General features: G+C 48.0%; 32 protein-coding genes and 1 tRNA gene. 24 read left to right on the forward strand and 9 right to left on the reverse strand.

Annotated elements, in window-relative coordinates:
* Window positions 1-68: 68 nt before the first annotated feature.
* Genes QXT17_RS08670 through QXT17_RS08680 form a run of 3 tightly spaced genes read right to left on the reverse strand, consistent with a single transcriptional unit; the run spans window position 69 to window position 2,511 of the window.
* Window positions 69-554 (reverse strand): hypothetical protein, encoded by a 486-nt coding sequence (locus QXT17_RS08670; RefSeq protein WP_052887112.1) that lies wholly within the window; start codon window positions 552-554, stop codon window positions 69-71.
* Window positions 536-1,648 (reverse strand): o-succinylbenzoate synthase, encoded by a 1,113-nt coding sequence (gene menC, locus QXT17_RS08675; RefSeq protein WP_052887111.1) that lies wholly within the window; start codon window positions 1,646-1,648, stop codon window positions 536-538. The genes QXT17_RS08670 and menC overlap by 19 nt, the downstream gene beginning before the upstream one ends.
* Complete coding sequence (locus QXT17_RS08680) at window positions 1,639-2,511, reverse strand: GNAT family N-acetyltransferase (protein ID WP_342783236.1); 873 nt, start codon at window positions 2,509-2,511, stop codon at window positions 1,639-1,641. Before QXT17_RS08680 ends, menC begins: the two co-directional genes overlap by 10 nt.
* Before the next feature lie 104 nt (window positions 2,512-2,615).
* On the opposite strand from QXT17_RS08680, the gene QXT17_RS08685 reads away from it, so the two are divergent.
* The 6 genes from QXT17_RS08685 to QXT17_RS08710 all read left to right on the forward strand — a co-directional run bounded on the left by QXT17_RS08685 (window position 2,616) and on the right by QXT17_RS08710 (window position 6,666).
* Window positions 2,616-2,703 (forward strand) — tRNA-Ser (locus QXT17_RS08685).
* A gap of 140 nt (window positions 2,704-2,843) precedes the next feature.
* Window positions 2,844-3,320: a 30S ribosomal protein S13 gene (locus QXT17_RS08690; RefSeq protein WP_228649193.1), complete on the forward strand. Its 477-nt coding sequence runs from the start codon at window positions 2,844-2,846 to the stop codon at window positions 3,318-3,320.
* 2 nt (window positions 3,321-3,322) lie between these two features.
* Window positions 3,323-3,832, forward strand: coding sequence for a 30S ribosomal protein S4 (locus QXT17_RS08695; protein WP_020962133.1), 510 nt, complete (start codon window positions 3,323-3,325; stop codon window positions 3,830-3,832).
* 2 nt (window positions 3,833-3,834) lie between these two features.
* Window positions 3,835-4,323, forward strand: a complete 489-nt coding sequence (locus QXT17_RS08700) for a 30S ribosomal protein S11 (protein WP_020962132.1) — start codon at window positions 3,835-3,837, stop codon at window positions 4,321-4,323.
* Between the two features lie 232 nt (window positions 4,324-4,555).
* A complete protein-coding gene (locus QXT17_RS08705; RefSeq protein ID WP_020962131.1) occupies window positions 4,556-5,377 on the forward strand; it encodes a hypothetical protein in 822 nt (273 codons plus the stop codon).
* Window positions 5,378-5,460: 83 nt separating this feature from the next.
* The gene (locus QXT17_RS08710; RefSeq protein ID WP_020962130.1) at window positions 5,461-6,666 is read left to right on the forward strand and encodes a pyridoxal phosphate-dependent aminotransferase; all 1,206 of its coding nucleotides are present in this window, start codon (window positions 5,461-5,463) and stop codon (window positions 6,664-6,666) included.
* 42 nt (window positions 6,667-6,708) lie between these two features.
* Here QXT17_RS08710 and QXT17_RS08715 read toward each other — a convergent pair whose 3' ends face one another.
* The 6 genes from QXT17_RS08715 to QXT17_RS08740 all read right to left on the reverse strand — a co-directional run bounded on the left by QXT17_RS08715 (window position 6,709) and on the right by QXT17_RS08740 (window position 11,504).
* On the reverse strand, window positions 6,709-7,071 hold the full coding sequence (locus tag QXT17_RS08715; protein WP_187147043.1) for a roadblock/LC7 domain-containing protein: 363 nt from the start codon (window positions 7,069-7,071) through the stop codon (window positions 6,709-6,711).
* A gap of 105 nt (window positions 7,072-7,176) precedes the next feature.
* Window positions 7,177-7,728: an ATP/GTP-binding protein gene (locus QXT17_RS08720; RefSeq protein ID WP_020962128.1), complete on the reverse strand. Its 552-nt coding sequence runs from the start codon at window positions 7,726-7,728 to the stop codon at window positions 7,177-7,179.
* Window positions 7,691-8,107 (reverse strand): hypothetical protein, encoded by a 417-nt coding sequence (locus QXT17_RS08725; RefSeq protein WP_020962127.1) that lies wholly within the window; start codon window positions 8,105-8,107, stop codon window positions 7,691-7,693. The genes QXT17_RS08720 and QXT17_RS08725 overlap by 38 nt, the downstream gene beginning before the upstream one ends.
* 25 nt (window positions 8,108-8,132) lie before the next feature.
* Window positions 8,133-8,900: a hypothetical protein gene (locus tag QXT17_RS08730; protein WP_148681983.1), complete on the reverse strand. Its 768-nt coding sequence runs from the start codon at window positions 8,898-8,900 to the stop codon at window positions 8,133-8,135.
* Window positions 8,901-8,937: 37 nt separating this feature from the next.
* A complete protein-coding gene (locus QXT17_RS08735) occupies window positions 8,938-10,134 on the reverse strand; it encodes an HIT domain-containing protein (RefSeq protein WP_342814497.1) in 1,197 nt (398 codons plus the stop codon).
* 5 nt (window positions 10,135-10,139) lie between these two features.
* The gene (locus tag QXT17_RS08740) at window positions 10,140-11,504 is read right to left on the reverse strand and encodes a hypothetical protein (RefSeq protein ID WP_020962124.1); all 1,365 of its coding nucleotides are present in this window, start codon (window positions 11,502-11,504) and stop codon (window positions 10,140-10,142) included.
* A gap of 144 nt (window positions 11,505-11,648) precedes the next feature.
* On the opposite strand from QXT17_RS08740, the gene QXT17_RS08745 reads away from it, so the two are divergent.
* The 18 genes from QXT17_RS08745 to QXT17_RS08830 all read left to right on the forward strand — a co-directional run.
* Window positions 11,649-12,746: an aminopeptidase P family protein gene (locus QXT17_RS08745; RefSeq protein WP_020962123.1), complete on the forward strand. Its 1,098-nt coding sequence runs from the start codon at window positions 11,649-11,651 to the stop codon at window positions 12,744-12,746.
* A gap of 6 nt (window positions 12,747-12,752) precedes the next feature.
* Complete coding sequence (locus QXT17_RS08750; protein ID WP_020962122.1) at window positions 12,753-13,382, forward strand: DUF99 family protein; 630 nt, start codon at window positions 12,753-12,755, stop codon at window positions 13,380-13,382.
* Between the two features lie 23 nt (window positions 13,383-13,405).
* Window positions 13,406-14,449: an S-methyl-5-thioribose-1-phosphate isomerase gene (mtnA, locus tag QXT17_RS08755; protein WP_020962121.1), complete on the forward strand. Its 1,044-nt coding sequence runs from the start codon at window positions 13,406-13,408 to the stop codon at window positions 14,447-14,449.
* 87 nt (window positions 14,450-14,536) lie between these two features.
* Window positions 14,537-14,932, forward strand: coding sequence for a hypothetical protein (locus QXT17_RS08760; protein ID WP_020962120.1), 396 nt, complete (start codon window positions 14,537-14,539; stop codon window positions 14,930-14,932).
* Between the two features lie 132 nt (window positions 14,933-15,064).
* Window positions 15,065-15,463, forward strand: coding sequence for a 50S ribosomal protein L24 (rplX, locus tag QXT17_RS08765; RefSeq protein ID WP_020962119.1), 399 nt, complete (start codon window positions 15,065-15,067; stop codon window positions 15,461-15,463).
* Window positions 15,447-16,202, forward strand: a complete 756-nt coding sequence (locus QXT17_RS08770; RefSeq protein WP_020962118.1) for a 30S ribosomal protein S4e — start codon at window positions 15,447-15,449, stop codon at window positions 16,200-16,202. Before rplX ends, QXT17_RS08770 begins: the two co-directional genes overlap by 17 nt.
* A complete protein-coding gene (locus QXT17_RS08775) occupies window positions 16,202-16,750 on the forward strand; it encodes a 50S ribosomal protein L5 (protein ID WP_020962117.1) in 549 nt (182 codons plus the stop codon). The genes QXT17_RS08770 and QXT17_RS08775 overlap by 1 nt, the downstream gene beginning before the upstream one ends.
* A 5-nt stretch (window positions 16,751-16,755) precedes the next feature.
* Window positions 16,756-16,920, forward strand: coding sequence for a 30S ribosomal protein S14 (locus QXT17_RS08780; RefSeq protein WP_148681979.1), 165 nt, complete (start codon window positions 16,756-16,758; stop codon window positions 16,918-16,920).
* Window positions 16,921-16,933: 13 nt separating this feature from the next.
* A complete protein-coding gene (locus QXT17_RS08785) occupies window positions 16,934-17,323 on the forward strand; it encodes a 30S ribosomal protein S8 (RefSeq protein WP_020962116.1) in 390 nt (129 codons plus the stop codon).
* Window positions 17,313-17,810, forward strand: coding sequence for a 50S ribosomal protein L32e (locus QXT17_RS08790; RefSeq protein WP_020962115.1), 498 nt, complete (start codon window positions 17,313-17,315; stop codon window positions 17,808-17,810). Before QXT17_RS08785 ends, QXT17_RS08790 begins: the two co-directional genes overlap by 11 nt.
* Window positions 17,811-17,815: 5 nt before the next feature.
* Window positions 17,816-18,268, forward strand: a complete 453-nt coding sequence (locus QXT17_RS08795) for a 50S ribosomal protein L19e (RefSeq protein WP_052885621.1) — start codon at window positions 17,816-17,818, stop codon at window positions 18,266-18,268.
* Window positions 18,261-18,851: a 50S ribosomal protein L18 gene (locus tag QXT17_RS08800; protein ID WP_020962113.1), complete on the forward strand. Its 591-nt coding sequence runs from the start codon at window positions 18,261-18,263 to the stop codon at window positions 18,849-18,851. Before QXT17_RS08795 ends, QXT17_RS08800 begins: the two co-directional genes overlap by 8 nt.
* A 43-nt stretch (window positions 18,852-18,894) precedes the next feature.
* The gene (locus tag QXT17_RS08805) at window positions 18,895-19,503 is read left to right on the forward strand and encodes a 30S ribosomal protein S5 (RefSeq protein ID WP_020962112.1); all 609 of its coding nucleotides are present in this window, start codon (window positions 18,895-18,897) and stop codon (window positions 19,501-19,503) included.
* Window positions 19,504-19,508: 5 nt separating this feature from the next.
* Complete coding sequence (locus QXT17_RS08810) at window positions 19,509-19,979, forward strand: 50S ribosomal protein L30 (protein WP_052885620.1); 471 nt, start codon at window positions 19,509-19,511, stop codon at window positions 19,977-19,979.
* Between the two features lie 267 nt (window positions 19,980-20,246).
* The gene (locus QXT17_RS08815) at window positions 20,247-20,711 is read left to right on the forward strand and encodes an uL15 family ribosomal protein (RefSeq protein ID WP_052885619.1); all 465 of its coding nucleotides are present in this window, start codon (window positions 20,247-20,249) and stop codon (window positions 20,709-20,711) included.
* A 2-nt stretch (window positions 20,712-20,713) separates the two neighbouring features.
* Window positions 20,714-22,144 (forward strand): preprotein translocase subunit SecY, encoded by a 1,431-nt coding sequence (gene secY / locus QXT17_RS08820; protein ID WP_020962109.1) that lies wholly within the window; start codon window positions 20,714-20,716, stop codon window positions 22,142-22,144.
* Between the two features lie 99 nt (window positions 22,145-22,243).
* Complete coding sequence (locus QXT17_RS08825; protein ID WP_020962108.1) at window positions 22,244-22,456, forward strand: FaeA/PapI family transcriptional regulator; 213 nt, start codon at window positions 22,244-22,246, stop codon at window positions 22,454-22,456.
* A 169-nt stretch (window positions 22,457-22,625) separates the two neighbouring features.
* Window positions 22,626-23,281 (forward strand): putative RNA uridine N3 methyltransferase (locus QXT17_RS08830; protein ID WP_342815817.1); only part of this gene is annotated, 656 nt, incomplete at its 3' end.

Consider the following 23,281-nt stretch of genomic DNA (forward strand, 5'->3'; position numbering starts at 1 on the left):
ATATTTCCCAGAAAAAAGGAATGCATAGGATAATTAATGTTTTGGTACGAGAGAATCTAGAGGAGCTCCTATGTTTTTGGACTCTGGCGTGTGTATACCACTTCTGTGAGCAGGACGTCGCCGTGTTCATCTACTTCGATGGTATAGGTATCCTTGTTCGTGTTTAGGAGTCCAGCCTTTCTTAGTTTTTCCATTATCTGTGTGTAAAATTCTTGTTTCCACCCTTCTAGTTTCCCAAGCCTTACGGATATCTTCCCAACAGGAACCCTGTTTTGTATAAAGAAAGACACTATCTCTTCGACAACCTTGTTGATGTCGCTACCCGCTATCCGCCTAACTACGAATTTTACCTTGAGTAAATGTCTAACTGGATATTTCTTGAGAACACTAGCTAGAGCCTCTGCGTCTATACATGTGTTTAGGATTATTTTTCCGGCCTTTTTTTCCTTGAGATTGACCGACGTGTCGTATGGGAATAACAAGTCTAACAAGTCTCTTGCAACCCTGTTTTCGTGGCCACTTTCAACGCTGACGATTACTTCGTGGCAGACCATTTCTCCACCAAGTATTTTTCAATAAGGTCTGTTCTAACCTCTACACCTATTCCCTTCTGTCTTGGGACTTCCAGTGTCCCATTGCTTGTCAGTTTCCACGGGGGCTCAACGATGTCTTCTTCCCAGTACCTGTCTGAGGCAGAGATGTCGTTGGGGTAATTGACTGCCGGGTGGGATGCTAGCGCCACTAGGAAAGCTCTCCCCACTCCTGTTTCCAGCATTCCGCCTATCCACGCACCGATGCCCAGCCTCGCCGCGGTTTCTAGGATTTCTTTTGCCCTCAGTATCCCGCCTACCCTTGCAGGCTTTACGTTAACTATTTCGCATGAGCCCAGCTTGTATGCTACTAGGAGGTCTCCCAGCGTCTTGATGCTTTCATCTAGGCAGATAGGTGTAGTGAGCTTGCGGCTTAGGATGCTGTGTTCTACCAGGTCGTCCCATGCAAGGGGCTGTTCAATCATGAGTAAACCATAGTTGTCAAGCTTTCTTAAGACCTGCACGTCCCTCAACGTGTAGGCCCCATTGGCGTCGACCTGTAGAGGTATGTCTCCGAACCTATCCCTGATGGCCTTTACTGGCTCAACGTCGTGGCCGGGCTCTATCTTTATCTTGATACGCCTGTAGCCCTCCTCAAGCCTAGTCTCAACTTCTGAGACGAGCTGGCCAATGCTCCTCTTTATGCCTATACTTACACCTGAGACTATCTCTTTCCGAACCCCACCAACGATATCTGCAATGCTTTTCCCCTCAAGCCTGCCATAAAGGTCGAGGAGAGCCTCCTCGACAGCCGTCTTAGCCATCGGGTAGCCCCTTATCCTCGACACTGCCGCGTGAAAATCGTAGACGTCTTGGATTTCTCTCTGGAGGACGATTGGAGCAATAAAGTTGCGGATAATAGTTGACGATGTGTCGTATGTTTCATAGCTATACCATGGCCCATGGTCTGCGACGAGCTCGCCCCAGCCCTCCTCGCCCCCCTTCTCCTCCACACGTACAAGTACAACGGGCCTCTCCTGGACACTTCCGAAACTGGTCCTAAATTCGTCTCGGAGCTTCATCCTGAGATAAAATAGTTCCAGCCTCCTTATCTCCACAGACAATTCCCCTCTAAAACCTCGTCTAGACTAGACTTTACTGCAAGATAAAAGTTACGTGGTTCGCCGTCTATGTTTCCCAGAACATGTTCACAGATTATGTATCCCCGGGAAAGATAGAAGCGGACAGCGTCCCTAAAAAGGAGCTTCCACTTTATGGCAGACTCCAGGTCAATGTCCCTAAGCTTGTTAATGTCGTATGGGAACTCTAGTGCAACAAGGTCTCTTTCCGTAGCCTCGACGCTGGTCGCATTCCTCACCACGCCATTTCTAGCCGTTTTTATGGGAAAATATGCTTCCCCAGCAATCTCATCAAAAGATGGAGGCGTATACTTTCCACTTAGCCTCTCCCTAACCCTCCTACTATTAATCCACCACTCCACCATAAACCTGTCAGTCGGCAATCCACGGTTAAGCTCGTCATTTAGCTCGCCATAATAGTTCACGTAAAATTTCCGTGCAATGACACCGAGCTTCCCAAAGTTAAACCTGGCGTTTCTGCCCTGGTGAGGGTCAAATGTCCAAGTGACGAGGTCATATTTTCTCGACAATGCCCACTCTCTCTGTAACAATTTTAGTTGTTTGGCAATACCCGTCCCCCTATACTCGGGCAAAACGCCGAGCATGTGCGAGTATAGATAGTATCCATATTCCTCGCTGTACCCTATAAACCCCAGAGCGAAGCCAACGACTTTTCCATTGGATTCTGCCAGGAGCAAAAATCCTCCACTCTCGTCTACAGCCTTAAGAACATGTACCGGGACGATCTCGCTTGTCTCCATGGACCATGCCTCACGCATAACTTCGACGACGCCTTTGTAGTCCTCAATGGTGGATGTCCTGCGGAATACCACGTTTTCCATTGCATCTAGCTATGGCGTCGAGCTGGATAAATGTTTCCCGCCAGACACTGAAAAACATACAGACGCGATAAACTTAATAAGTATCCAGAGAAAGCTTATTCATAGCCGGGGTGGCCGAGTGGACCAAGGCGGTGGACTTGAGATCCACTACCCCAAAAGGGTGCCCGGGTTCGAATCCCGGCCCCGGCGCCACTCTTGTCCTCCCAAATGTTTGGCTCAACGCTTCACTCCTAGACTAATTTTCAGGACTTTTTCCATAGAGCAGTTTCCCAGGGAAGACAAAAGAAAAAGAAAAATTTTTATTTATAGATAAATCAAAGCTAAGGGAATGTATGTCTAGTGAGTTCAAATACATAGTCCGTGTTGCTGGGGTAGACCTCCCAGGAGACAAGGCGTTAGCGTATGCGCTAGCCGACATAAAAGGTATAGGCGTGTCAACCGCACAAGCAGTCGCCATAAAGCTTGGATTAGACCCCAAGAGGCTTCTTGGAACGCTCTCCGACGAGGAAATAGAGAAACTGTCCAATGCACTAAGGGAAATCGAGAAGCTTGGACTACCGGCCTGGATGCTTAACCGTAGGAAAGACCCGTTCCTCGGGGTAGACAGGCACCTAATAACCTCGGATCTCCTCATAACAGTTAGAAACGACATCGAGTTCATGAAGAAGATCAAGAGCTATAAAGGCACAAGGCACATGCTCGGCTTGAAGGTTAGAGGACAGAGGACAAGGACAACTGGTAGGACGGGTCTAACAGTGGGTGTAAAGCGTGGAAAAGAAACCCCACAACAGCAGAAGAAAGGTGAGTAGGTATGGGTGACCCTAAGAAATCAAGGAAGAAGTGGCAGGGACCAACACATCCATGGAGAAAAGAAACCCTAATGGAAGAAATGCAACTAGTAGGTGAGTACGGCCTCAGGAACAAAAAGGAGCTCTGGATAGCCCGCTCGTTGCTCAGGGAGATAAGGGCAAAGGCAAGAAGGCTTCTTGCACTTCCACAAGAAGAAAGGATACAGCTCGAGAAACCATTGATCTCGAGGCTATACAAAATGGGCCTGGTTCCAAGCGAAGACGCCAGCCTGGACGACGTCCTGAGCCTAACTGTCCGCGATGTTCTGGAGCGCAGGCTCCAAACAATAGTCTACAGGAAGGGGCTTGCAAAGACAATCAGGCAGGCCCGCCAATTGATTACGCACGGTCACATTGCTATAAACTCGCGCCGCGTGAGGAGCCCAGGCTACCTCGTCAGTAGGGAAGAAGAAAACCTAATAGGCTATTATGAGGGTTCACCAATAGCTAAACAGGTTCAGGCAGGTGCGTAACTATGGCCGAAGAAAAAGAAGTCGAGAAAACTACTGAAAAAGTAGAGGAAACAGCCGAGAAGCAGGAGAAAAAAGAAAAACGCGAAGAGCGCTCTTCAAAACAGGTAAGGGGAGACGTCGGCATAGCTTGGATCTATGCAAGCTACAACAACACCATTATCCACATTACCGACCTCTCTGGTTCTGAGACAATTGCCTTCGCATCTGGAGGAATGGTTGCAAAGGCAGACAGGGACAAGCCCTCCCCGTGGGCAGCAATGCAGGCGGCCATCAAGGCGGCTAAGACCGCGCTTGACAAGGGCATAAAAGTTGTACACGTAAAGATAAAGGCTCCAGGAGGCTACGGCCCCAAGACACCTGGACCAGGCGCTGGGCCAGCAATAAGGGCTCTTGTAAGAGCTGGGCTAATGGTAGACAGGATAGAGGACGTCACGCCGCTACCCACGGACAGCATTAGGAAGCCTGGCGGCAGAAGAGGAAGACGCGTCTAGCCGCCGTTGTTTCTCAAAGTCCTTTTTCTTTTTATTGAGAATATTTTTGCAGGGATCAGGCCGGAAACCTTTTCTTCATCTATCTGTGCTGCAATGGGTCATCATTTCTATACATGTTTTCCTCTTCGTGGATTTTAAATCTTGTGCCTATTGTTCCCGAAGAAAAGATGGGTATCCTTTTATATACTCTTGGCACATTATAATTAGCTGTCATAGTTCGTGGTGTAGAAAAGTGCCTTGGATCGGGCTTCGCAAGGGATGCGTAGAGGAAAAAGATATCGAGAAATATCTAATGGAAAATGGCATCCATTACGTAAGAAAAATTGAGCTAGAGGTACAAGTCGGAGACGAATGGGTACCATTCCTTGTCTTCGAGGTTCTCGGGATGATAGAAGGCTTCGCAGAGGAAATGTCACATACTTTTAATTGCCTCTCTCTCGAAAGCGGCCCCCACTTGGTTCTCGGAGAGATTTCCGCTAAACTGTGGGACGAGGGTGCTAAAATTATCTTTCCAGACGGTTCTCAGCGAATAATTCCAATCTACACGTTTGACGCTTTTTTAGACGTCCGGATGCCAACAAACAAGGTCAAAGGGCTAAAAGGCCAGATAATTATCGCTGGAAACATCTTCGACCTACCACTAACACTAGAAGACTTAGCAAAAATCGAAAAGATGGGTAAAAAATACATAGAAAAAGTCGAGAAAGCAGCGTCAGTCTACGGAGTCACAAAAATACTATCCAGTGAAGTCCGAGAAAAGCTCCTAGAAAAAGAGAAAAAAGAAATAAAATACGAGGTTGACTACGACGCGGGACTAGCAATAGTAATGGTAGGCAACAAATTGCAAACAGTAACCATCCCCCGGCTCGTTATTCTACTCGCGGAGGAAAAAATGTATGAACAGATAAAAGAAGTGTATAGCTCGGCGCCTGAACCCCTTAAAAAGAAGCTTAAAGAATCTCTACTCGAGTACTACGAGTTCAAAAAGGCTAACAGGCAAGAGAAAGAAGCGCTCGAAAAACTTTTTAGAGACATTGGTATCGCCCCTAACTAATCTTTCGTGCTGATTTTATGTTTTTAAAGATTGATAGCTAAAAATATATTTATGAGTTAGACGCATAAATTAATCGAGAGACAATGCCCAGATTAGCAAGTAAACCCCAAACAATAACCGCTTCTCCGATTAGGCGAATAGCTACTCTATTAGACGAAGCACGTAGAAAAAGTGACATAATCAGCTTTGGAGGTGGTGCCCCCTCCCTGCCCCCACCACAAGAAGTTATAGATCACCTAATCAACTACATAAAGAGCTACCCGCAAAAGGCCGTAGGCTACGGCGCAACTAGGGGGATGATAGAGCTTAGGGAGCTAATAGCTGAAGACCTAAAGAAATACTGGAACGTAAGCTATGATCCAAAGGAAGAAATAATGATCGTCAACGGGGGAACCGAGGGCATTTACCTAGCGCTGGGAGCAATACTCGAAAAAGACGAAGAGGTAATCGTCCTAGATCCAACATACCTCGGCTACCACGAGCCAATCAAGCTCTTCGGGGGGAGAGTCCGCACAGTCCCAGTCAGCGTGGAAAACGGGTACCAGCCAAAAATAGAAGACGTCAAGAAGGTAATCTCTCCACTAACGAAGGCCTTTATCCTTCTTAGCCCAGACAACCCGACGGGCAGAGTGGTCACAGAGGAATTCGTGAGGGACCTCGTAGACTTAGCCGTGGAGCACGACTTCTGGATTATTTTCGACGCGGTCTACAAGCATATAAGCTATGGCAGGCCTACGCCATGGGTAGACTCATTTAAGGGTGCCCGGGAAAGAACGATCACAATTAACAGCTTCAGCAAGGAAGCCTCTATTCCAGGGTTCCGACTAGGATACATCACGGGTCCCCCCGAGGCAATTGAGGTCATGGAAAAGCTAAAACAGTACGTTTCGCTTGCGCCGGACACACCCGGGCAAATAGCTATGATAAAGTTCCTGGAAAGCGGTATAAAGGATAGGTACCTCAACGAGATAGTATTACCGACCTACAAGAGAAGACGCGACTTTATGTATAAATGCATACAGGAATACTTGCCAGAGGCCAAGACATCACTCCCAGAGGGAGCATTCTACTTCTTCGTAAACCTGGAGGAATATCTAAAGGCTATGGAGCGCGACGACGAGGAATTCGCAAACAGGCTCCTCTACAGAAAAAGCGTCGTAGTTATTCCAGGCAAATACTTTGGAGAAATGGGTAAGGGCCACGTTAGGATGACCTTTGTCTCGGAACCGGAAGAGAGAATAGAGGAAGGATTAAAGAGAATGAACGCGTACGTCTACAGCTATATGTAAAAACTGTTAAACATTTTTTCGCTAAGCATTTGCTATTGGGGTTTATCCCCCAATTTTCTTCTTTATGTCTCTTAGTGTGTATAGTAGTACTCCTAGACGTGTGTCTTTGTTGAATAGGACTGCTAGGTATCCTATTTGGCCTAGCTTGGTGTATATTATTCCTGAGCCGTCTGGGGCGTTGACCGTGATCCATTCTGCCTCTCCCTTTCCCAGCTCCGTGCTAGCCCTGTTGCCGACCTCGCTTAGCACAGCAGTCAAAGCTGCGACCTTCTCCTCAAGCTCCTTGTCAGCAAGGCTACTAAACAAAGGCAAACCATCACTACTCGAAACAACAAAACCCTCAACACCGCTAACCCTAGTAACACCCTCAACAACACGTCTAATAGCTTCTACATCTAAGCTCAATGTTCTCACCTTTTCAATAGATAATGTATTTTTCCGGGTATATTTTTTATTCGTTTAAAATAGCGATAAGATGATACAATTTGTTATGGAAACAATTTTTCTTTATCAATGGTCTGTTTTTATGCTGGGCTTTGTAGTTACTATAAGGTTTACTAGCTGTTTCAGGACTCCCAGAGCTACTATTTTGTCTCGTGCAACGAGTGGATAGACAATTTCTGGACTAACACTAAGTATCTGCGCAACTTGGCGTGGCGGTACTGCGCCTTTAACGTCCTGCTTGTTCACAGCTATAATGTGTGGGTAATTGCCGAGGCTCTTCATATACAAGTACAATGGCTTCGCCCTGTAGACTTCCATCATGTTGCTTCCATCTACAAGGAAAATGTAGCCATGCATTCCATAGCTTAGTACTCTCCACATGAACTGTAGCCTTGTCTGTCCAGGAGTCCCAAACAAATAGACAGGCATTCCGTCCACTGTTACTTTTCCATAGTCGAAGGCCACTGTGGTGTATTCTTTTACCTTTTGTTCCCCTGGCGAGGTTACTGGAACCTCTGTCGTGAGAATGGTCTCGGAGACTGTCTTCACAAACGTGGTCTTGCCGCTTGCATACGCGCCGCTAACCAGGATTTTGAGATAGCCTTGATGGCCCAACATACCCAACACCGGCAGTCTTAACTACGTCTTCCTCGTATTTTCTAAGAACAAGGTGTATTAGTCCAAGGTTAGGCTTGGGTGAGGTCGAAAGCGCAATAAAGGAGCCGTTAATAGAAGAAATCACGATATGTTCTCCATTCTCAAACTCCACGTCGACCCTCTTTACCTTCGAGTTGAAGATGTCTCCAAGAGCGTCAAGCGAGCCTAGGGCCGCGGCAGAGGCTACCGCCAAAAACTCTGCTTGGGGCTGGTCAGGAGCTATAAATGCAACTGGTATACCATCTCTCCAAGCAAAGACAATAGAAACTATTGCGTCATGTGTCTCCTTTACTATTTTTGCCAGCACACCTCTAAGTTGCTCTCTAGTTACTTCACTCATTCGACTACACCATTTTCACATATTTTTAAAAGCTTTTCTTGCTTACAACATTCGCGAAATATTTGCTTATCGCTTTTTTAGCGGCTTCTACGGTTTCCTTAGGGACTTCCTCGGCGTCAGAGAACTCTAGGATGCCGTAGACAGATAGATCCTTAACCTCGCCCAAGTAAAAGACCTCAGCCTTCCTTCCACCCCTCACAAGCGACACGTTTTGAGAATTATAGAGCTTTAAAACATCCAAAAGGACAGCCGGCTCTTCACTACTTTTTCCAAATGTTTCAACAGTGTAGCCCTGAGACGTGATGATACAGGCAAACTTGACTTCTGGGAAATGAAGAGGTATATCGGAAAGGCTTGACAATTCAACCTCTTTTACCACGGTGGGTGTCGGTCGTACGGCCGGCTGTACGGGTCTGGGTAGGGTGGGTTCACGTGATACTCTTTTTTCGAGTATAAGAACCTTTGTCTCGAGCTGAGACGCTTTTGTAGTAAGTTGGACAATGTTGTCCTGCAACGGGGGAAGTATTTCTTTTTTGAGAGTTTCGATTTCTTTCTGTAACTGGGAAACTTTCTCCTCGATACTGTTTACTTCTGCTGAAATCTTAAGGAAAATTTCTTCTTTTTCGTGTTCTTTCTCTTTTGGAACCCTCCCAGAAAAAGTTTTCAAAAAATAAATAAATGAAATCAGTAAACCAATCGACAGGCCGAGAGAACCAACAGCTATGAAAACTAGGATCAAACTGTCCAGGGGTAATTGATAAAGCGTCAAAGGACTTGTAGCTAGAGACATCATCAAGAAACACTTGCTTATGAAATATTTATCACTATTGCTAAAAACCAGGCTGTAGAGAGGAAAGTGCTTCTCGAAGCTGGCTAGCCGCCTCCTCTGGAACCACACGGGCTACACGTACAGAGTCCAGCATCTCTATCCCCCCTATGCTTTCAAACGGGATCACGTCTACAAAGAGGTGGAAATAGGAGCTGTAGCCAAAGGGCAAGCTGTAGAACAACACGTTGCGGTCACGTGCTATTCCTACCTTGTCCATGGCTATTGAAACAAGCTTCAATGTCTCAGCAAGTCCCCTAATCTCGTCACTCGTCAAGTCAGTAAACCTAGCTACGTGCCTCTTCGGTGCAAGTCTCACATGGTAGTTGCGGCGGGGAGACGATGTAGCCCAAGCTATCCAAGTAGAGTTCTCGTAAAACATTCTCCCGTCATGGCGCGACGTGCAGAGGTGGCAGTCGTTTTCTTTACGCATCTCCTCAAAGGCTTGAAGAATAGACTCCATGAATGCGCCGTGGCCGTCCTCGTTGAGGTCAAAGTATACCTGAGAGTGGAGACGCGGCTGGCTCCCTCCCGCCAGCCTACCGATGTTGAAGAACGGGTAGACAGGTATCAGCCGAAAGCCCCTCCTGAAGCTTTCCTCCACAGAAAACTGTATAGCTTTCTTCATCGAGCTAAGCATAGCGGCTAGGACTTCAACTGGGACATCTCTTAGGGTCTCATAGTACCCCGTAGGAAAAGTAACCAGGTTTATCCCAAGCGCTATCTTTGTGTACCTGTCTTCAACCATCCTTTCGACTCTTTCTTTTATTTCCGGGTCTATGTGGCGGACCATCGCCGGGAAACGGTTAATTATCGTGACTGCGGTGTAGTTTTTAAGAGTGTCACAGAGGATAGGCTCAACACTGAAAGGCGAGTCCAGAGGCTGGTCATTCAGCGTTACTGGGATAACGTAGTCTTTTCCCTCCAATATATCCTTGAAAGCGTCCTTAACAATTGATTCTCTAGACTCGCCTGGCCTATACGACCTAACAGGGCTAACGTAGCTAAAGTGGCCTTTCCACTTCCCGATAGCTACAACTTTCCCAGTTTTCTCGTCGACAAGCCTTATCTCGGCCGCAGATAAGGGGTCCCACCTCTTCCTAGGCACGTATCTAGCCTTGTCATCGGAAAAGTTGAACCTCGAAACTATGCCCCAATGCATGAAGGGAATATCTTCATAGCTCATTGCCAATCTGGCCACATTATTCACCTTTGCCTGAAGCCTAACACCACGTATTCACTTGATAAATATTCAAGCAAATAAAAGAATTCCTCACCAACTGAGGGCCTCTGACTACTCATAGCTGTTTCAAACGCCCTCCTAGCTGTATAACCCTTTTCGACCAGAGACAGCATTGTATAGGCAACCTCTACAAACTGCGACCTGCACATACGTGGCACAGTCATTCTTATGCTTGGCGTTGTTGTTTCAAAGACTTCTGGGGGGAAACGGGTCAACTGTGCCAGAACACTTCTGTATTCTTCTGGCGAAAACGGCGAAACATATACAACAATTGTCTGGTCCTTCGGCAAAGAAACAATCCTTTCCTTGTCTTCGCGGTGAAGCAAGTAAACATGCACATTTTCACCAATCATCCTCCTGACTAAACCCGCTACGTACTCCTCGTCTTTCAAACAGAGACCCATCACTACTACATTGGAAATATTCCTAAGTATGCCCTCGGATTCGGCCCCCCTCAATATAGCTGAAATATCCCTAAATACAATGTCTACAGCGGGCCTAGGTCTTTTCTCCTCCCCCTTCTTTCTTCGCGTAGAAAATGAAATTCTTGGAATAGAGAATCCTCCAAGAAGAGCTATACCTAGACCAGTCCCAGCCATAAAGAGCAGGCCAGCAACTGAGCTCACATAGTTTAAAGTGTACGCGAAAGAGGGAACGAAGACAACTAGGCTTCCCAACGTTATGCCTCTTAGCCTCCCGCTCTTGCCAGAAACAGAGGCGACGATGAAACCCGAGATAAGGCCGAGCAGGCTTGCCAGAAGGAAGGGGTTCTTCATTATCTCTTCGAAGAGCACAAGGTAAAAAAGGCTCGCCGCGCTTATGGGATTATTGGAAGAAACACTCGAGTATATACCGCCAGGCAATAGGAGAAAGTAATCAACAAATGTATTTTCAGCCCTGACCCCCGAGAAAACAAACAACACCAAGGAGAAAACTAGTCCAGAGGAAACAGCCTCCCGGTAATCTTCCCCCGCGACCTGGCTAAGCAAAACACCCAAAACAAAGGGGAGAGTTACTGGAGCAAGCACAGCCAAAAGAGAAGACAACAGTATCAGAACGGCCCCGCGCCAATTCTGGACATTTTTGAAAAGGATGAAAAGCGATGCAGGGAGAAAAATCAAGGCGTATGCATATTTACCGTTAAGGTAGCTGACCAGAACCGGCAAAAGCGTGGCAAAGGCTACGCCCAGCGTTGGGCTCCCAAGAGAAGCTATAAGTGGGACAAGAGAAAATGGACTAGGGGGCTCCTCGATTAATTTGAGGAAAAGTGTCACTGCTATATAGGTGCTGACCCCAGCCAGGAGGTTTCTAGCCACGACCCTACTCATAGCTTCACTAATAGTGGAAAGGTACACACCAATGTAAAAGGGTATCGCTGGTTACTTTGTCTCCTTAATCTTAATGTCGAATTGGCACATGCCTAGGGGGATAAAAGAGTATTATTTATTAAGATGACCCCCGGTTTAAAAGTCGTGATCAACTACAAAAAGCACTTGGAAAATGTTATCGAGTCGATTCTTCATAAAAATGGCTTGTCATTTCTCCTAGTATTCTCGCCTTCCAACATTTTCTATGTAACAGGCTCCGATGCGCCTTCAGCACTGGTGATATCTCAAAACGGGGAAGTCTCTGCGCTGGTCACTAGGCTCGAATATGTTCGGGCAGTATCCGAAATGAGGCTAGGAGAGGCATATGCATTCACGAAGCAGGACGAGGTAAGCGAGTACGAGAAGATAATAAAGGGAGACTTGTACGAAGCCATAGCCCAAATCGTTGGCAGTGGCGAGAAGATAGGAATAGTTGGCGGTAGCCTCGAGCTAAAAGACCAGCTCAAAGGCAAGCTAAACAGAGAGCTAGCAGACTATACAAAGGAATTCTACCTTCTGAGGCGCTCTAAAGACGACGAAGAAGTAAGACTTATGGAGCAAGCCTCTAGAATAGCTGAACAGGCGCTGAGAAGAGCAATAGACCTGATCGAGCCCGGAGTAACCGAGTCAGAACTCGCCGGAGAAATACTAAGGGTAATAGTCTCGTCAGGCGCAGAGCCCTCGTTCCCGCCAATAGTTGCCTTTGGAGAGCACTCTGCACACCCACATGCAAAGCCAAGCCTCAAAAAACTCATGAGAGGAGACCTAGTAAAGATAGACCTCGGTGCAAAGTACCAGGGGTATTGTTCCGACATGACTAGAACATTCGTGTATGGAGACCCGTCCGAGAAACAGAAAAAGATCTATAGGGCTGTTCTAAGGGCGCAAGAAGCCTCCATCGACGCTGTAAAGGAGGGTGTAAAGGCTAAAGACATACACATGATTGCATATAATGTCCTAAAGGAGGAAGGCCTCTCTGCATACTTTAACCACGGTCTGGGCCACGGGGTAGGCATAGACATACACGAGGAGCCCTACCTAAACTCGCAGAGCGAAACAGAACTCATAGTCGGAGACGTGGTCACGATAGAGCCGGGCGTCTACCTGGCTGGGTACGGCGGTGTCAGAATAGAGGACATGTTGCTGGTTCAGCGTGGAACAAGCAGGACACTGACATTCTTTACCAAGGACATAGCCCTATAGTGCGCCATGCTTATTTCAAAGCCGGCCTTCAGGGTTCTAGGAATCTCGGAGTGTTTCAGGAAACGTGCAAAGAAGTCTGTATTGGCAGCCATTGTCTATCGTCGGGACGGCTATCTGGACGGGGTCTATTTTACATTTACAAGTATAGGAGGCATGGATGCAACAGACTCGATCCTAGGCCTCTACAAGTCCATGAACAGGAAAGACATCAATGTGATAATGCTTAACGGGTGCATTATTTCCTGGTTCAATATTGTCGACCTAAAGAGGCTAAACAAAGAAACAGGCCTCCCAGTTATATGTGTAAGCTACGAGGAGTCCAAGGGGATAGAAAAATACATAAGGGAATACTTCCCAGGCGACACACAGAGAATAAAAGCCTACCGGGAGCTCGGGCAAAGACAGCTCGTCTACGTCAGGCCTACACGGTCATATGTCTATGTCAGAGCTGAGGGGCTATCCCTAGAGGAGGCTAGACAAATACTCGACGCCACAACGAAGACAGGCAAGGTTCCAGAGCCCCTAAGGATATCCCAGATGATAGCCAGAGCCGTCCACACGTTCCTAGAAGCGGCTGACCCCCTTCTACTAGGAATACAGCCCCCAGACACAGGCATGCACGAAAAGAATATTTGAATCCAGACAGCTTAGAAATCACTATGTTGAACCTACCCAAGACAATTGTCTGGGAAAATGGCAGGGTCAAACTTATCAACCAGAAGCTTTTGCCACACAAGCTCGAATATATCGAGACGGACAACTGGGAAAGAGTCGTAAAATCAATAAAGGACATGGAGATTAGAGGCGCACCCGCAATAGGGGTTGCAGGCGCCTTCGCGGTAGCCCTCTTCGCAAACAAGTATGACGGAGAAAACCTAGAAAAATTCATGCAGGACCTGGAAAAAGTCTCCAGGATAGTTGCAACTGCCAGGCCGACTGCGGTAAACCTTTCATGGGCAGTAGAAAGGGTAAAAAACGTTGCAAAAACAGCGACAAGCGTCGAGGAGGCGAGGAGGCTCATCCTAGATGAAGCCCTAAAAATACAGAGGGAGGACGAGGAGGCAAACAGGAAGATAGGCGAACTAGGCGAGCCACTCATAGAGGACGGAGACACGGTCATAACGGTATGCAACGCCGGCTCCCTTGCCACGAGCTACTGGGGCACTGCTACAGCCCCACTCTACGTGGCAAAAGAAAAGGGTAAAAGCTTCCGCGTTATAGCGCTCGAGACCCGGCCCTACCTCCAGGGGGCGAGGCTGACGGCCTGGGAGCTAAGCATGGCCGGCATAGACGTCGTCGTGGCTACCGACAACAGCATAGGCATTTTGGCCATGAAAGAAAAGATAAACCTCGCAATCACTGGGGCCGACAGGATAACAAGCATAGGATACGTGGCAAACAAGCTCGGCACATACCCCCTAGCGCTCATGTCGCGTGTACACAACATACCCTTCTACGTGGCGGCCCCGTCAAGCTCATTCGACCTTAAAGCCAGGGGCCCCGAGGACATAGAAATAGAGATCCGTAGCTCAGACGAGGTAGTCTACATTGGAAACATGAGGATAACCCCTGAAAACGTGAAGGCGATATACTATGCCTTCGACATTACCCCGCCGCAACTCGTTACAGGTATACTCACAGAGAAGGGCATAATATATCCGCCCTACGAGAAGAATATAAAAAGAATCATTGGGAAAAATTAAACTTAAAATTTAGAATTTCTCGCACCCTACAAAACAAACGATTCAAATTTTAACCAGAAACGATATATCCCTAACAGTGGCTCCGTGATGGACATCAGGCTGATAAGGCTAAAACGGCTCGAAGACCTGATCCACGTCCTAAACGTGGTACAGGTCCCCATAGTGCATCACCTCGCACTAGACTCGAGGCACATCTACTTTATACCATTCTTTCTCAGTACAGACTCCAGCATAATATACTTCTACGAGAACGAACGCAGACTCGAAGGAAAATTCCTCCTCTTCAACAACTTCACAGGAGAAGTAGACATCACAGACAAATGGACATCTGACACACGCTTCACAATAATCCCGATAATTGACGTGGAGTACCAGAACGTGTTCCCCGAGAAACAGCTCCTCAGCGAGCTTAGAAACCAGCATGCAAAAGAGAAGCGTGAAAAAGAGAAAAAATCCATAATTAAAGAGGAACAAAGCCAGTAATTGTCTTATAATTACTGCATTTTTACGCAGAGAGTCTTCCCAGGCCTCCCTTGCCAAATTTGATTGCTCTTTCTGAAAAAATGTTTTTATATTGCCCTACTTACCCTTAACTTCGCGTTGGTGTAGTGCTATATGAGTAGTGATAAGGTATCCTCGCAGCCGAGAAAAGTACGAAAGCGTGAAATATATACAGCCCAGCTACACGTCCGGTCTAAGAGGCTAGTCGCCCCTCTATCCAAAGAGCTGTCCCAAAAGCTCGGATTGAAAAGAATACGTGTAAGGAAGGGCGACAGGGTCCTCATTGTTCGCGGTTCTTTTAAGGGACACGAGGGAAAAATCACCTCGGTTGACGTTAAAAGGGGCAGGATACACGTGGAGGGTGCAATGCTCAGAAAAGCAGACGGCACAGAGGTGCCATACCCAATACATCCATCAAAGGTCGTTGTCCTAGAACTGGACCTATCTGACCCCAGGAGAAAAGAACTAGTAGAAAGAAAGAAACAGGTGGTGGTAAGTGGTCAGACGAGTTAAAGCCTCACTTAGACACTTGAGACGAAGCGTAGCGCCGCCCTTCTGGCCAATAAAGCGAAAAGAATACACTTGGACAGTTAAGCCCTCCCCAGGCCCACACCCTCTAGACAACTCGATACCACTAGGAATAATCGTCAGGGACGTCCTCGGCTACGCTCAGACAATGAAGGAGGCAAGGAGAATAATTTCCTCCGGAAAAATCATCGTCGACGGAAAGCCAGTAAAGGACTACAAGTTCCCAGTTGGGCTAATGGACGTGATCCATGTTCCAGCTGAAGACAAATACTTTAGGGTGATACCCGACCCGGCCAGGAAGCTCAGGCTGGCAGAGATAAAGCCGGATGAGGCCGGCCTCAAGATAGCCCAGATCAGGAGGAAAATGACTGTAAGCAATGGGAACCTACAGTTCACGCTACACGACGGAAGGAACATTCTTGTCAAAAAGGACTCAGACCTATACCAGAAGGCCCTCTCCTTTAAGACATACGACGCCCTACTAATAACCATACCCCAGCAAACACTACAGACCCACATACCACTCGACAAAGGCACACTTGCCATCGTATACGAGGGGCGAAACGTCGGCTTCCTTGGAACAATACAGTCTATACAGCAGGTCTTCAAGAGGGCGCGCTCACTCGTAGAGCTAAAGTCCCCAGAGGGAGAAATCTCTAGGACGATCCTCCAGTACGTGCTCCCAGTAGGAACAGAAAAACCACTCGTAACGGTGAAGGTCTAATGGCGAAGACAAAGCTCGTCCTGGAAACAGACCACCCAATGCGGAGAGTATTCATAGGCAAAGTAGTAGTAAACATGGGCATCGGCGAGGGCGGTGAAAGGCTGGCACGCGCCGCCAAGCTACTAGAAGAGCTCACGGGCCAGAAGCCTTCCCTTAGGAGGGCAAAGAAGACTGTCCGCGAATTCGGAGTGAGAAAGGGAGAAAACATAGGCGTAATGGTCACACTTAGGGGCCAAAAGGCCATAGACTTCCTGAAGAGGGCGCTCGCAGCCATAGACTACAAGATCCCCGAGAAAAGCATAGACAAGCACGGCAACGTCTCTTTTGGTATCAAGGAACACATACTCCTCCCCGGAGTCAAGTACGACCCAGAAGTGGGAATCTTCGGCTTCGACGTCATTATCGCGATGGAGAGGCCGGGCTACAGGGTGGCAAGGAGGCGCCGCAAAAAGTCCAAGATACCCAACAGGCACAGGGTCACAAAAGAGGAAACAATAATGTTTTTAGAAAAGGTGTTAGGTGTAAAAGTCATTAAGACACGCAGGTGATGTGAATGGCGAAGATTCATCCACCAAAAAAGAGGAAATACGGTAAAGGCAGCAGGAGATGTGTTCGTTGCGGCACACACGAGGCGGTCATACGCGCATATGGGCTAAACCTGTGCAGGAGATGCTTCCGCGAAGTCGCAGAAGAAATAGGATTCATAAAGTACAGCTAGGGGTGATGACAAAATGATGTTCGACACTCTGGCAAACGCCCTCGCAACAATAATGAACAACGAGTCTCGCGGAAAAACGGAATGCGTCATCTACCCGTCCTCAAAGCTAATCATAGCAGTCCTCAACACAATGAAGAAGGCCGGATACATAGGGGACTACGAGCTAATCAACGATGGAAAAGGAGGAAAAGTCGTAGTCAAGCTACTAGGCAAGATAAACAAGGTCGGCGTGATAAAGCCCAGGTTCCCAGTTAAAAAGGACGAGTTTGAGGCATGGGAGAGGGAATACCTGCCCTCAAGAGAAATAGGGCTACTCATAGTCTCTACACCACAAGGAGTAATGTCACATATAGAGGCAAAACAAAAAGGTATAGGAGGGGTGTTACTCGCATATGTCTACTGAGGAAAAACAGGTAAATACTGAAAACGTCCCAAAAGAAGAAGCCACAGCCCCAACAACAGAAGCACAAGCCAGCACAGAAGAAAAGAAGAAAATATACAAGCCTACCCTCACAGCCGAGCAACAGAAGATGCTGAAGCTACGACAGCTAATATCTAGGTACAGGCCCAGATTCATACGCATGAACTCCTGGCGCATCAAGAGACTGGAAGACACCTGGAGAAGCCCGAGAACATCCATAGACAACCAAATAAGGAAACAGCTGAAAGGCTTCCCACCATTGGTCAAGATCGGCTACAGGGGCCCCAAGCTCGTCAGGGGTCTCCACCCATCCGGCTTCGAAGAAGTAGTTGTCTACAACGTAGAAGACCTCCAGAACGTCGACCCAAAACGCCACGCCGTGCGCATAGCCCGCACGGTAGGCAGACGCAAGAGGGCAGAAATAATTAAAAAGGCCGAAGAAATAGGTGTAAGGGTCCTTAACGGGTGATAAATGTGGACGTATCTGTAGCTAGGAGGCTCGCGGCCGAAGTCCTTGGAGTAGGCGAGAGCCGGATCTGGATAGACCCCGAAAAACTCGACGAGGTATCAACAGCCATAAGCCGTAGCGATGTTAGGAGGCTTATCAAGAGTGGAGTCATAAAGGTCCTCCCGCCGAGCACCCCGTCTAGGGGGAGAATAAGAATCAAGAGGGAGAAAAGAAAGAAGGGTAGGGGGCGCGGCCCAGGAAGCAAGAAGGGGCCCAGGACAGACGAGAAGAGGGCCTGGATAGCTAAAGTCAGGGTTCAGCGCCGCTACCTCAAGTACCTAAAGGAAAAGGGACAAATCGACCCCAAGACTTTCCGCCAGCTATACAGGCTAGTCAAAGGAGGAATGTTCAGGAGCCTTGCACACCTCAAGCTATACATGACGCAGCACAAGATACTAAAGGTGGAACAGCATGGCTAGAGGCTCACACTATAGGGTCGCGTTGAAGAGGAGACGCGAAGGCAAGACAAACTATTACAAGCGTAGAAAGCTAATCCTCTCAAAGAAGCCTAGACTAGTAGTCAGGGTACTCTCCAAGACGGCAATTGTACAGGTAGCGATCCCGGCGCCCAAAGGAGACATAATATTGGTCTCTGCACACTCAAACGAGCTAAAGAAGCTCGGCTGGAAAGGATACGGACGCAACACCACTGCCCTCTACCTCCTAGGATACCTCGCAGGCCTAAAGGCGGCAAAGAAGGGCATAAAGGAAGCCGTCCTAGACATAGGGCTACACAGGCCCGTCAAGGGCTCACGCGTGTTCGCGGCGGTAAAAGGCGCGATAGACGCTGGGCTAGAGGTGCCAGTCGGCGAAGAGATGCTTCCAAGCGAAGAGAGAATAAAGGGAGAACACATAGCGTCCTACGCGAAGCAGATGTCCGAGCAGGATCCAGAGGCCTACAAGGCGTTCTTTTCCCAGTACCTACAAAACGGGCTAAAGCCTGAAGACCTGCCATCCCACTTCGAAGAGATAAAGAAGAAAATCGAGGAGTCAGTCAAGTAGCATGAAGGTTTTAATATGCCTGTAAATTAGATGGGTGAGACGTATGGCGTCGGAATGGCAACCAAGAACACTCCTGGGAAAAATGGTGCTAGAAGGCAAAATCAAGTCCATAGACGAGATATTCGCCAAAAACATCCCAATAAAAGAAGTAGAAATAATTGACACGCTCCTCCCAGACCTCAAATCAGAAGTCATAAGCGTCGGATTCGTACAGCGCCAGACAGACTCGGGCGAAGTCTCGCAGTATCAGGTAACAGTTGTCGTGGGAAACGAGAACGGCTACGTCGGCGTAGGCATGGGCAAATCCAGGCAGATCGGAATAGCAATCGAGAAGGCAACCAGGAGAGCCAAACTAAACATCATACCAGTCAGGAGGGGATGCGGAAGCTGGGAGTGCCTCTGCGGCAAGCCACACAGCATTCCATACAAGGTGGAAGGAAAAGCAGGCAGCGTCAAGATCGAGCTCATACCCGCCCCGAGGGGAGTAGGAATCGTTGCAAGCGACGTGGCAAAAACAGTCCTCAGGCTAGCAGGAATAAGCGATGTGTGGTCAAGGTCCTACGGCGAGACAAGGACAACCCACAACATGGCAAAAGCAGTCTACAATGCACTCAAAAAGACATATGAATTCTACCCACCGTCCGACTGGTGATTGAGATGACACTATTATTCGTATTAAGGCTCAGAGGCTCCCCCGACAGGACGCCAGAACAAGAAAAAGCCCTCGAACTACTAAGACTCCACAAGACCTACCACGCTACACTCGTCCAAGACACGCCATCAATTAGGGGCATGCTGACCCAAACCCTCTCCACAGTCGTAACATGGGGAGAAATAGACAAAGAAACACTAGTCCAGCTCCTACAGAAACGCGGCAGAATGACCGGGAACAAGAAGATAACCGAGGAAGATCTCAAAAAACTAGGCTACAACAGCTTCGACGAGCTAGCAGACGCCCTACTAGCAGGTAAAGTGACGCTAGACCAGCTACCCGGCGTAAAGCCCGTATTCAGGCTAAGGCCCCCAAGCGGCGGATTCAGGGGGACAATAAGGAAAAACGTCAAAGCCGGAGGCGAAGCAGGCTACAGGGGGCCAAAAATCAACGAGCTCATAAGAAAAATGCTCTAGACCAACACATTTCTTTACTATTACCTTATTTGGCTTGTTTCTCAACAACCCCAAATTATGCCAGAGTCTCTTATACATCCATTATATTCTTGCCCAGAATCCTAGTTAACAGCCCTGCAGATTTCAAACTTGACACTCCTTCTGCAGACTCTACTTATACGCCGAGGTACAAAAAAGAAAAACGCCTGTCAATTCACTGCATCGGCCAGAAAACCCTTCAGAAATTTTTTTAAAGTCGAATGTCTATAAGCCGAAAAGGTGTCAACATTGGTCATAAGGCGCGAAAAGAAGTCTAGATCCTACCGTGGAAGCAGGACTCACGGCTATGGACGCACGGGGCAACACAGGAAGTCTGGAAGCAGGGGCGGAAGGGGATACGTAGGATACCACAAGCACAAGTGGTCGTGGACAGTAAAATATGCCCCGGACTGGTACGGTCAACACGGCTTCACACGCCACCCCTCACTCGTCACACAATTCAACATTATCAACGTCGGCGTACTTGACTCGAAGATAGCTGACCTGTACCAGAAAGGCATAGCTACACGCGAGGGCGACGCCTACGTAGTCGACCTAACAAAGATAGGCATAAACAAGCTAACAGGCACAGGACAAGTCAGAAACAAGATAATCGTTAAAGTGCCATTCGCCACACAAAACGCAGTCCAAAAAATCAAGCAGGCCGGAGGCGACGTCATACTGCTCGCAGAAAAACCAGCAACCGGTGAATAAGGTTGAGCCTCCAAGACTCACTCAACAGCTTCTTTAGAATCCTGCCAGAAGTCACGAGGCCTGCCAGGAAGCCAAGCCTAAGCGAAAGACTGCTCTGGACAGGCGTCATCCTGATAATCTACTTCATAATGGGACAAGTACCACTCTACGGCATACCAAGACAAACCCAGGGAGGCATAGGTGCACTAGAGTTCCTGAGAATAGTAATGGCGTCCAAAAGAGGAACCCTAATCGAGCTAGGCATCGGGCCCATAGTAACAGCAGGCATCGTGTGGGAACTACTAGTAGGAAGCAAACTCATAAACCTAGACCTCACAACCCCAGAAGGACGAAAAACATTCGCGGGACTCCAAAAGCTCACAGCCTTCCTCTTCGCTGCCATTGAAGCACTCGCCTACATATGGGGCGGCGTATACGGTGCACTAACACAGCAACAACAAATACTAGTCTTCATACAGCTCTTCATAGCAAGCACATTCATTATCCTAATGAACGACATGCTAGAAAAAGGCTGGGGCATTGGAAGCGCCGTCTCCCTTTTCATAGCCGCTGGCGTGGCACAGCAAATATTCTGGGAACTCTTCAGCCCCATCGGCCCCCTAGCCGACGGGCTATATTACGGATTCTTCCCGTCCCTCGTAGTCGCGCTCGCCCGTGGAAACTCTACACTCATAATGTACGCTATCTCTAGGCCCGCAGGATACCCAGACCTCGTAGGCTTCCTAGGAATGATCGCCATGCTACTCGTATTAACCTACATGGAGTCAATGAAGATACTCATACCAGTCTCCAGCACCAGGTTCGGAGGAGTAAAGACACGCATACCCCTAAAGTTCCTCTACGTCTCAGTCATGCCAGTCATCTTGGTCGGCGCCCTATACGCAAACATAGCAATGTTCACCCAGGTTCTATGGCCGAGGGTCAACCCGGGAAACCAGAACCCCTGGCTAAACATCATAGCAAGATACAACTACACAGAGTACGGCCCCGTCCCCTTGCCAGGCTCACTCGTCTACTACATCTCGCCCCCAAGATCCCTCGCATCCGCTCTACACGACCCCGTCCACCTAGTTGTCTACGCGTTGCTCTACATTGGGCTAGCAGTCCTCTTCGGAGTCGCATGGATCCTCACCTCGGGAATGGACCCCGAGACACAGGCAGAGCAGCTAGTAGAAGCACAGCTCCAGATACCAGGCTTCAGGAAAAGCGAAAAAGTCATAGCGTCGATGCTCAGGCGCTACATCTGGGGCTTAACCATTCTCAGTAGCATCATTATAGGAGTAATAGCAGTGCTAAGCGACCTACTCAGGGTGATGGGCGGAGGCACAGGAATCCTCCTCCTCGTAGGCATCATAATACAGTACTACTCGATACTCGCCAGTGAAAGAGCACTAGAAATGTACCCGTCCCTAGCGAGGCTCATAGGAGAATAGTTTTATTTTTAACGAAAAACCTTTTAGTCTATCTACATTTTTACACAATAAAATGGATAAAATTTTAATAACTCACAATTTAAAATACATTGACCAAATATGCCCAGAAAGGTAACAGACAAAATAATCGAGAGGAAAAAGCTCATCCACGACTTCCTCAAAAAACACGGCCCAATGCCCACAGTCGAACTCGTAAGAGAGCTCGGCCTCTCACACAGCCAAGTCTTCTACATACTCAGGCTCCTCCTCAGGGAGGGCAAAGTAAAAGAAGAAAGAAGAGGCAAAATGGCCTACTGGGTCGCCCTCGAATAAGCGTGGCAAAAACATATAAACAAAGGCAACCTACAAGACACAGGTGAAAACAAATGGGCGGAAGACAGAGGACATCAATCTTCCTAGAAAAGAAAAAGGAGCTAAGAGAGAAAAAGGGCAAAGAATCACAAACAAAGTAGTTTTTTAGTCCCCCAGACGGTTTTCTCTAATGTGGCCTCCCCCAAAACCCAAGCCCAAAAGAATAATAGCAATAGCCTCCTCTAACTTCTCCAACCTCAAAGAGCCAGCAAGGACACTACATATAGCACTCCTAGCCCGGGCCGCAACCATCTTCCGCGTAGAACAAATCATAATCTACAAAGAGTCAAACAAGCCCTGCACACCAATAAAGACAGTCCTCGAAGCCCTAGAAGCACCACAGTACCTGAGAAAATACCTAGTTCCAAAGTCCAGGCACCTGCGCTACATCGGAGCTGCCCCGCCCCTACGCTCCCCAAGCCACCTACTCAGAGACGAGCAAAGCCCATACCGCGAAGGCTACATATTGAGGCGCACAGGAGACAAGGCAATAGTAGACATAGGCCTAGAAAAGCCAGTCCAAGCAAAGGTACCACCAGGCCTCGGGCCACGAGTAACACTCACACAAAAACAAGGTCACTGGCAATACATAGACCGAGAACAAATACCAGTCTACTGGGGCTACACAGTAACCTGCCAACAATCACTAAAACAAACACTCCAAAACCACACCACCCCAAAAACACTCGTCATAGCAACATCCAGAAAAGGCACACCAATAAACACCCTAGCCACCCAGCTAAAAACAAAAATAGCCACAGCAGAAACACTCCTAGTACTCTTCGG

Origin of the sequence: Thermofilum sp., from assembly GCF_038871435.1 — an archaeon.
Lineage (GTDB): Archaea > Thermoproteota > Thermoprotei > Thermofilales > Thermofilaceae > Thermofilum > Thermofilum adornatum.

Bases quoted from the DNA above. Each gene is read 5' to 3' on its own strand.
- QXT17_RS08670 (WP_052887112.1), bottom strand. From the start codon at position 554: ATGGTCTGCCACGAAGTAATCGTCAGCGTTGAAAGTGGCCACGAAAAC.
- QXT17_RS08680 (WP_342783236.1), bottom strand. From the start codon at position 2,511: ATGGAAAACGTGGTATTCCGCAGGACATCCACCATTGAGGACTACAAA.
- QXT17_RS08690 (WP_228649193.1), top strand. From the start codon at position 2,844: ATGTCTAGTGAGTTCAAATACATAGTCCGTGTTGCTGGGGTAGACCTC.
- QXT17_RS08695 (WP_020962133.1), top strand. From the start codon at position 3,323: ATGGGTGACCCTAAGAAATCAAGGAAGAAGTGGCAGGGACCAACACAT.
- QXT17_RS08700 (WP_020962132.1), top strand. From the start codon at position 3,835: ATGGCCGAAGAAAAAGAAGTCGAGAAAACTACTGAAAAAGTAGAGGAA.
- QXT17_RS08710 (WP_020962130.1), top strand. From the start codon at position 5,461: ATGCCCAGATTAGCAAGTAAACCCCAAACAATAACCGCTTCTCCGATT.
- QXT17_RS08720 (WP_020962128.1), bottom strand. From the start codon at position 7,728: ATGTTGGGCCATCAAGGCTATCTCAAAATCCTGGTTAGCGGCGCGTAT.
- QXT17_RS08725 (WP_020962127.1), bottom strand. From the start codon at position 8,107: ATGAGTGAAGTAACTAGAGAGCAACTTAGAGGTGTGCTGGCAAAAATA.
- QXT17_RS08730 (WP_148681983.1), bottom strand. From the start codon at position 8,900: ATGATGTCTCTAGCTACAAGTCCTTTGACGCTTTATCAATTACCCCTG.
- QXT17_RS08740 (WP_020962124.1), bottom strand. From the start codon at position 11,504: ATGAGTAGGGTCGTGGCTAGAAACCTCCTGGCTGGGGTCAGCACCTAT.
- QXT17_RS08750 (WP_020962122.1), top strand. From the start codon at position 12,753: ATGCTTATTTCAAAGCCGGCCTTCAGGGTTCTAGGAATCTCGGAGTGT.
- mtnA (WP_020962121.1), top strand. From the start codon at position 13,406: ATGTTGAACCTACCCAAGACAATTGTCTGGGAAAATGGCAGGGTCAAA.
- QXT17_RS08760 (WP_020962120.1), top strand. From the start codon at position 14,537: ATGGACATCAGGCTGATAAGGCTAAAACGGCTCGAAGACCTGATCCAC.
- rplX (WP_020962119.1), top strand. From the start codon at position 15,065: ATGAGTAGTGATAAGGTATCCTCGCAGCCGAGAAAAGTACGAAAGCGT.
- QXT17_RS08775 (WP_020962117.1), top strand. From the start codon at position 16,202: ATGGCGAAGACAAAGCTCGTCCTGGAAACAGACCACCCAATGCGGAGA.
- QXT17_RS08780 (WP_148681979.1), top strand. From the start codon at position 16,756: ATGGCGAAGATTCATCCACCAAAAAAGAGGAAATACGGTAAAGGCAGC.
- QXT17_RS08785 (WP_020962116.1), top strand. From the start codon at position 16,934: ATGATGTTCGACACTCTGGCAAACGCCCTCGCAACAATAATGAACAAC.
- QXT17_RS08790 (WP_020962115.1), top strand. From the start codon at position 17,313: ATGTCTACTGAGGAAAAACAGGTAAATACTGAAAACGTCCCAAAAGAA.
- QXT17_RS08800 (WP_020962113.1), top strand. From the start codon at position 18,261: ATGGCTAGAGGCTCACACTATAGGGTCGCGTTGAAGAGGAGACGCGAA.
- QXT17_RS08805 (WP_020962112.1), top strand. From the start codon at position 18,895: ATGGCGTCGGAATGGCAACCAAGAACACTCCTGGGAAAAATGGTGCTA.
- QXT17_RS08810 (WP_052885620.1), top strand. From the start codon at position 19,509: ATGACACTATTATTCGTATTAAGGCTCAGAGGCTCCCCCGACAGGACG.
- QXT17_RS08825 (WP_020962108.1), top strand. From the start codon at position 22,244: ATGCCCAGAAAGGTAACAGACAAAATAATCGAGAGGAAAAAGCTCATC.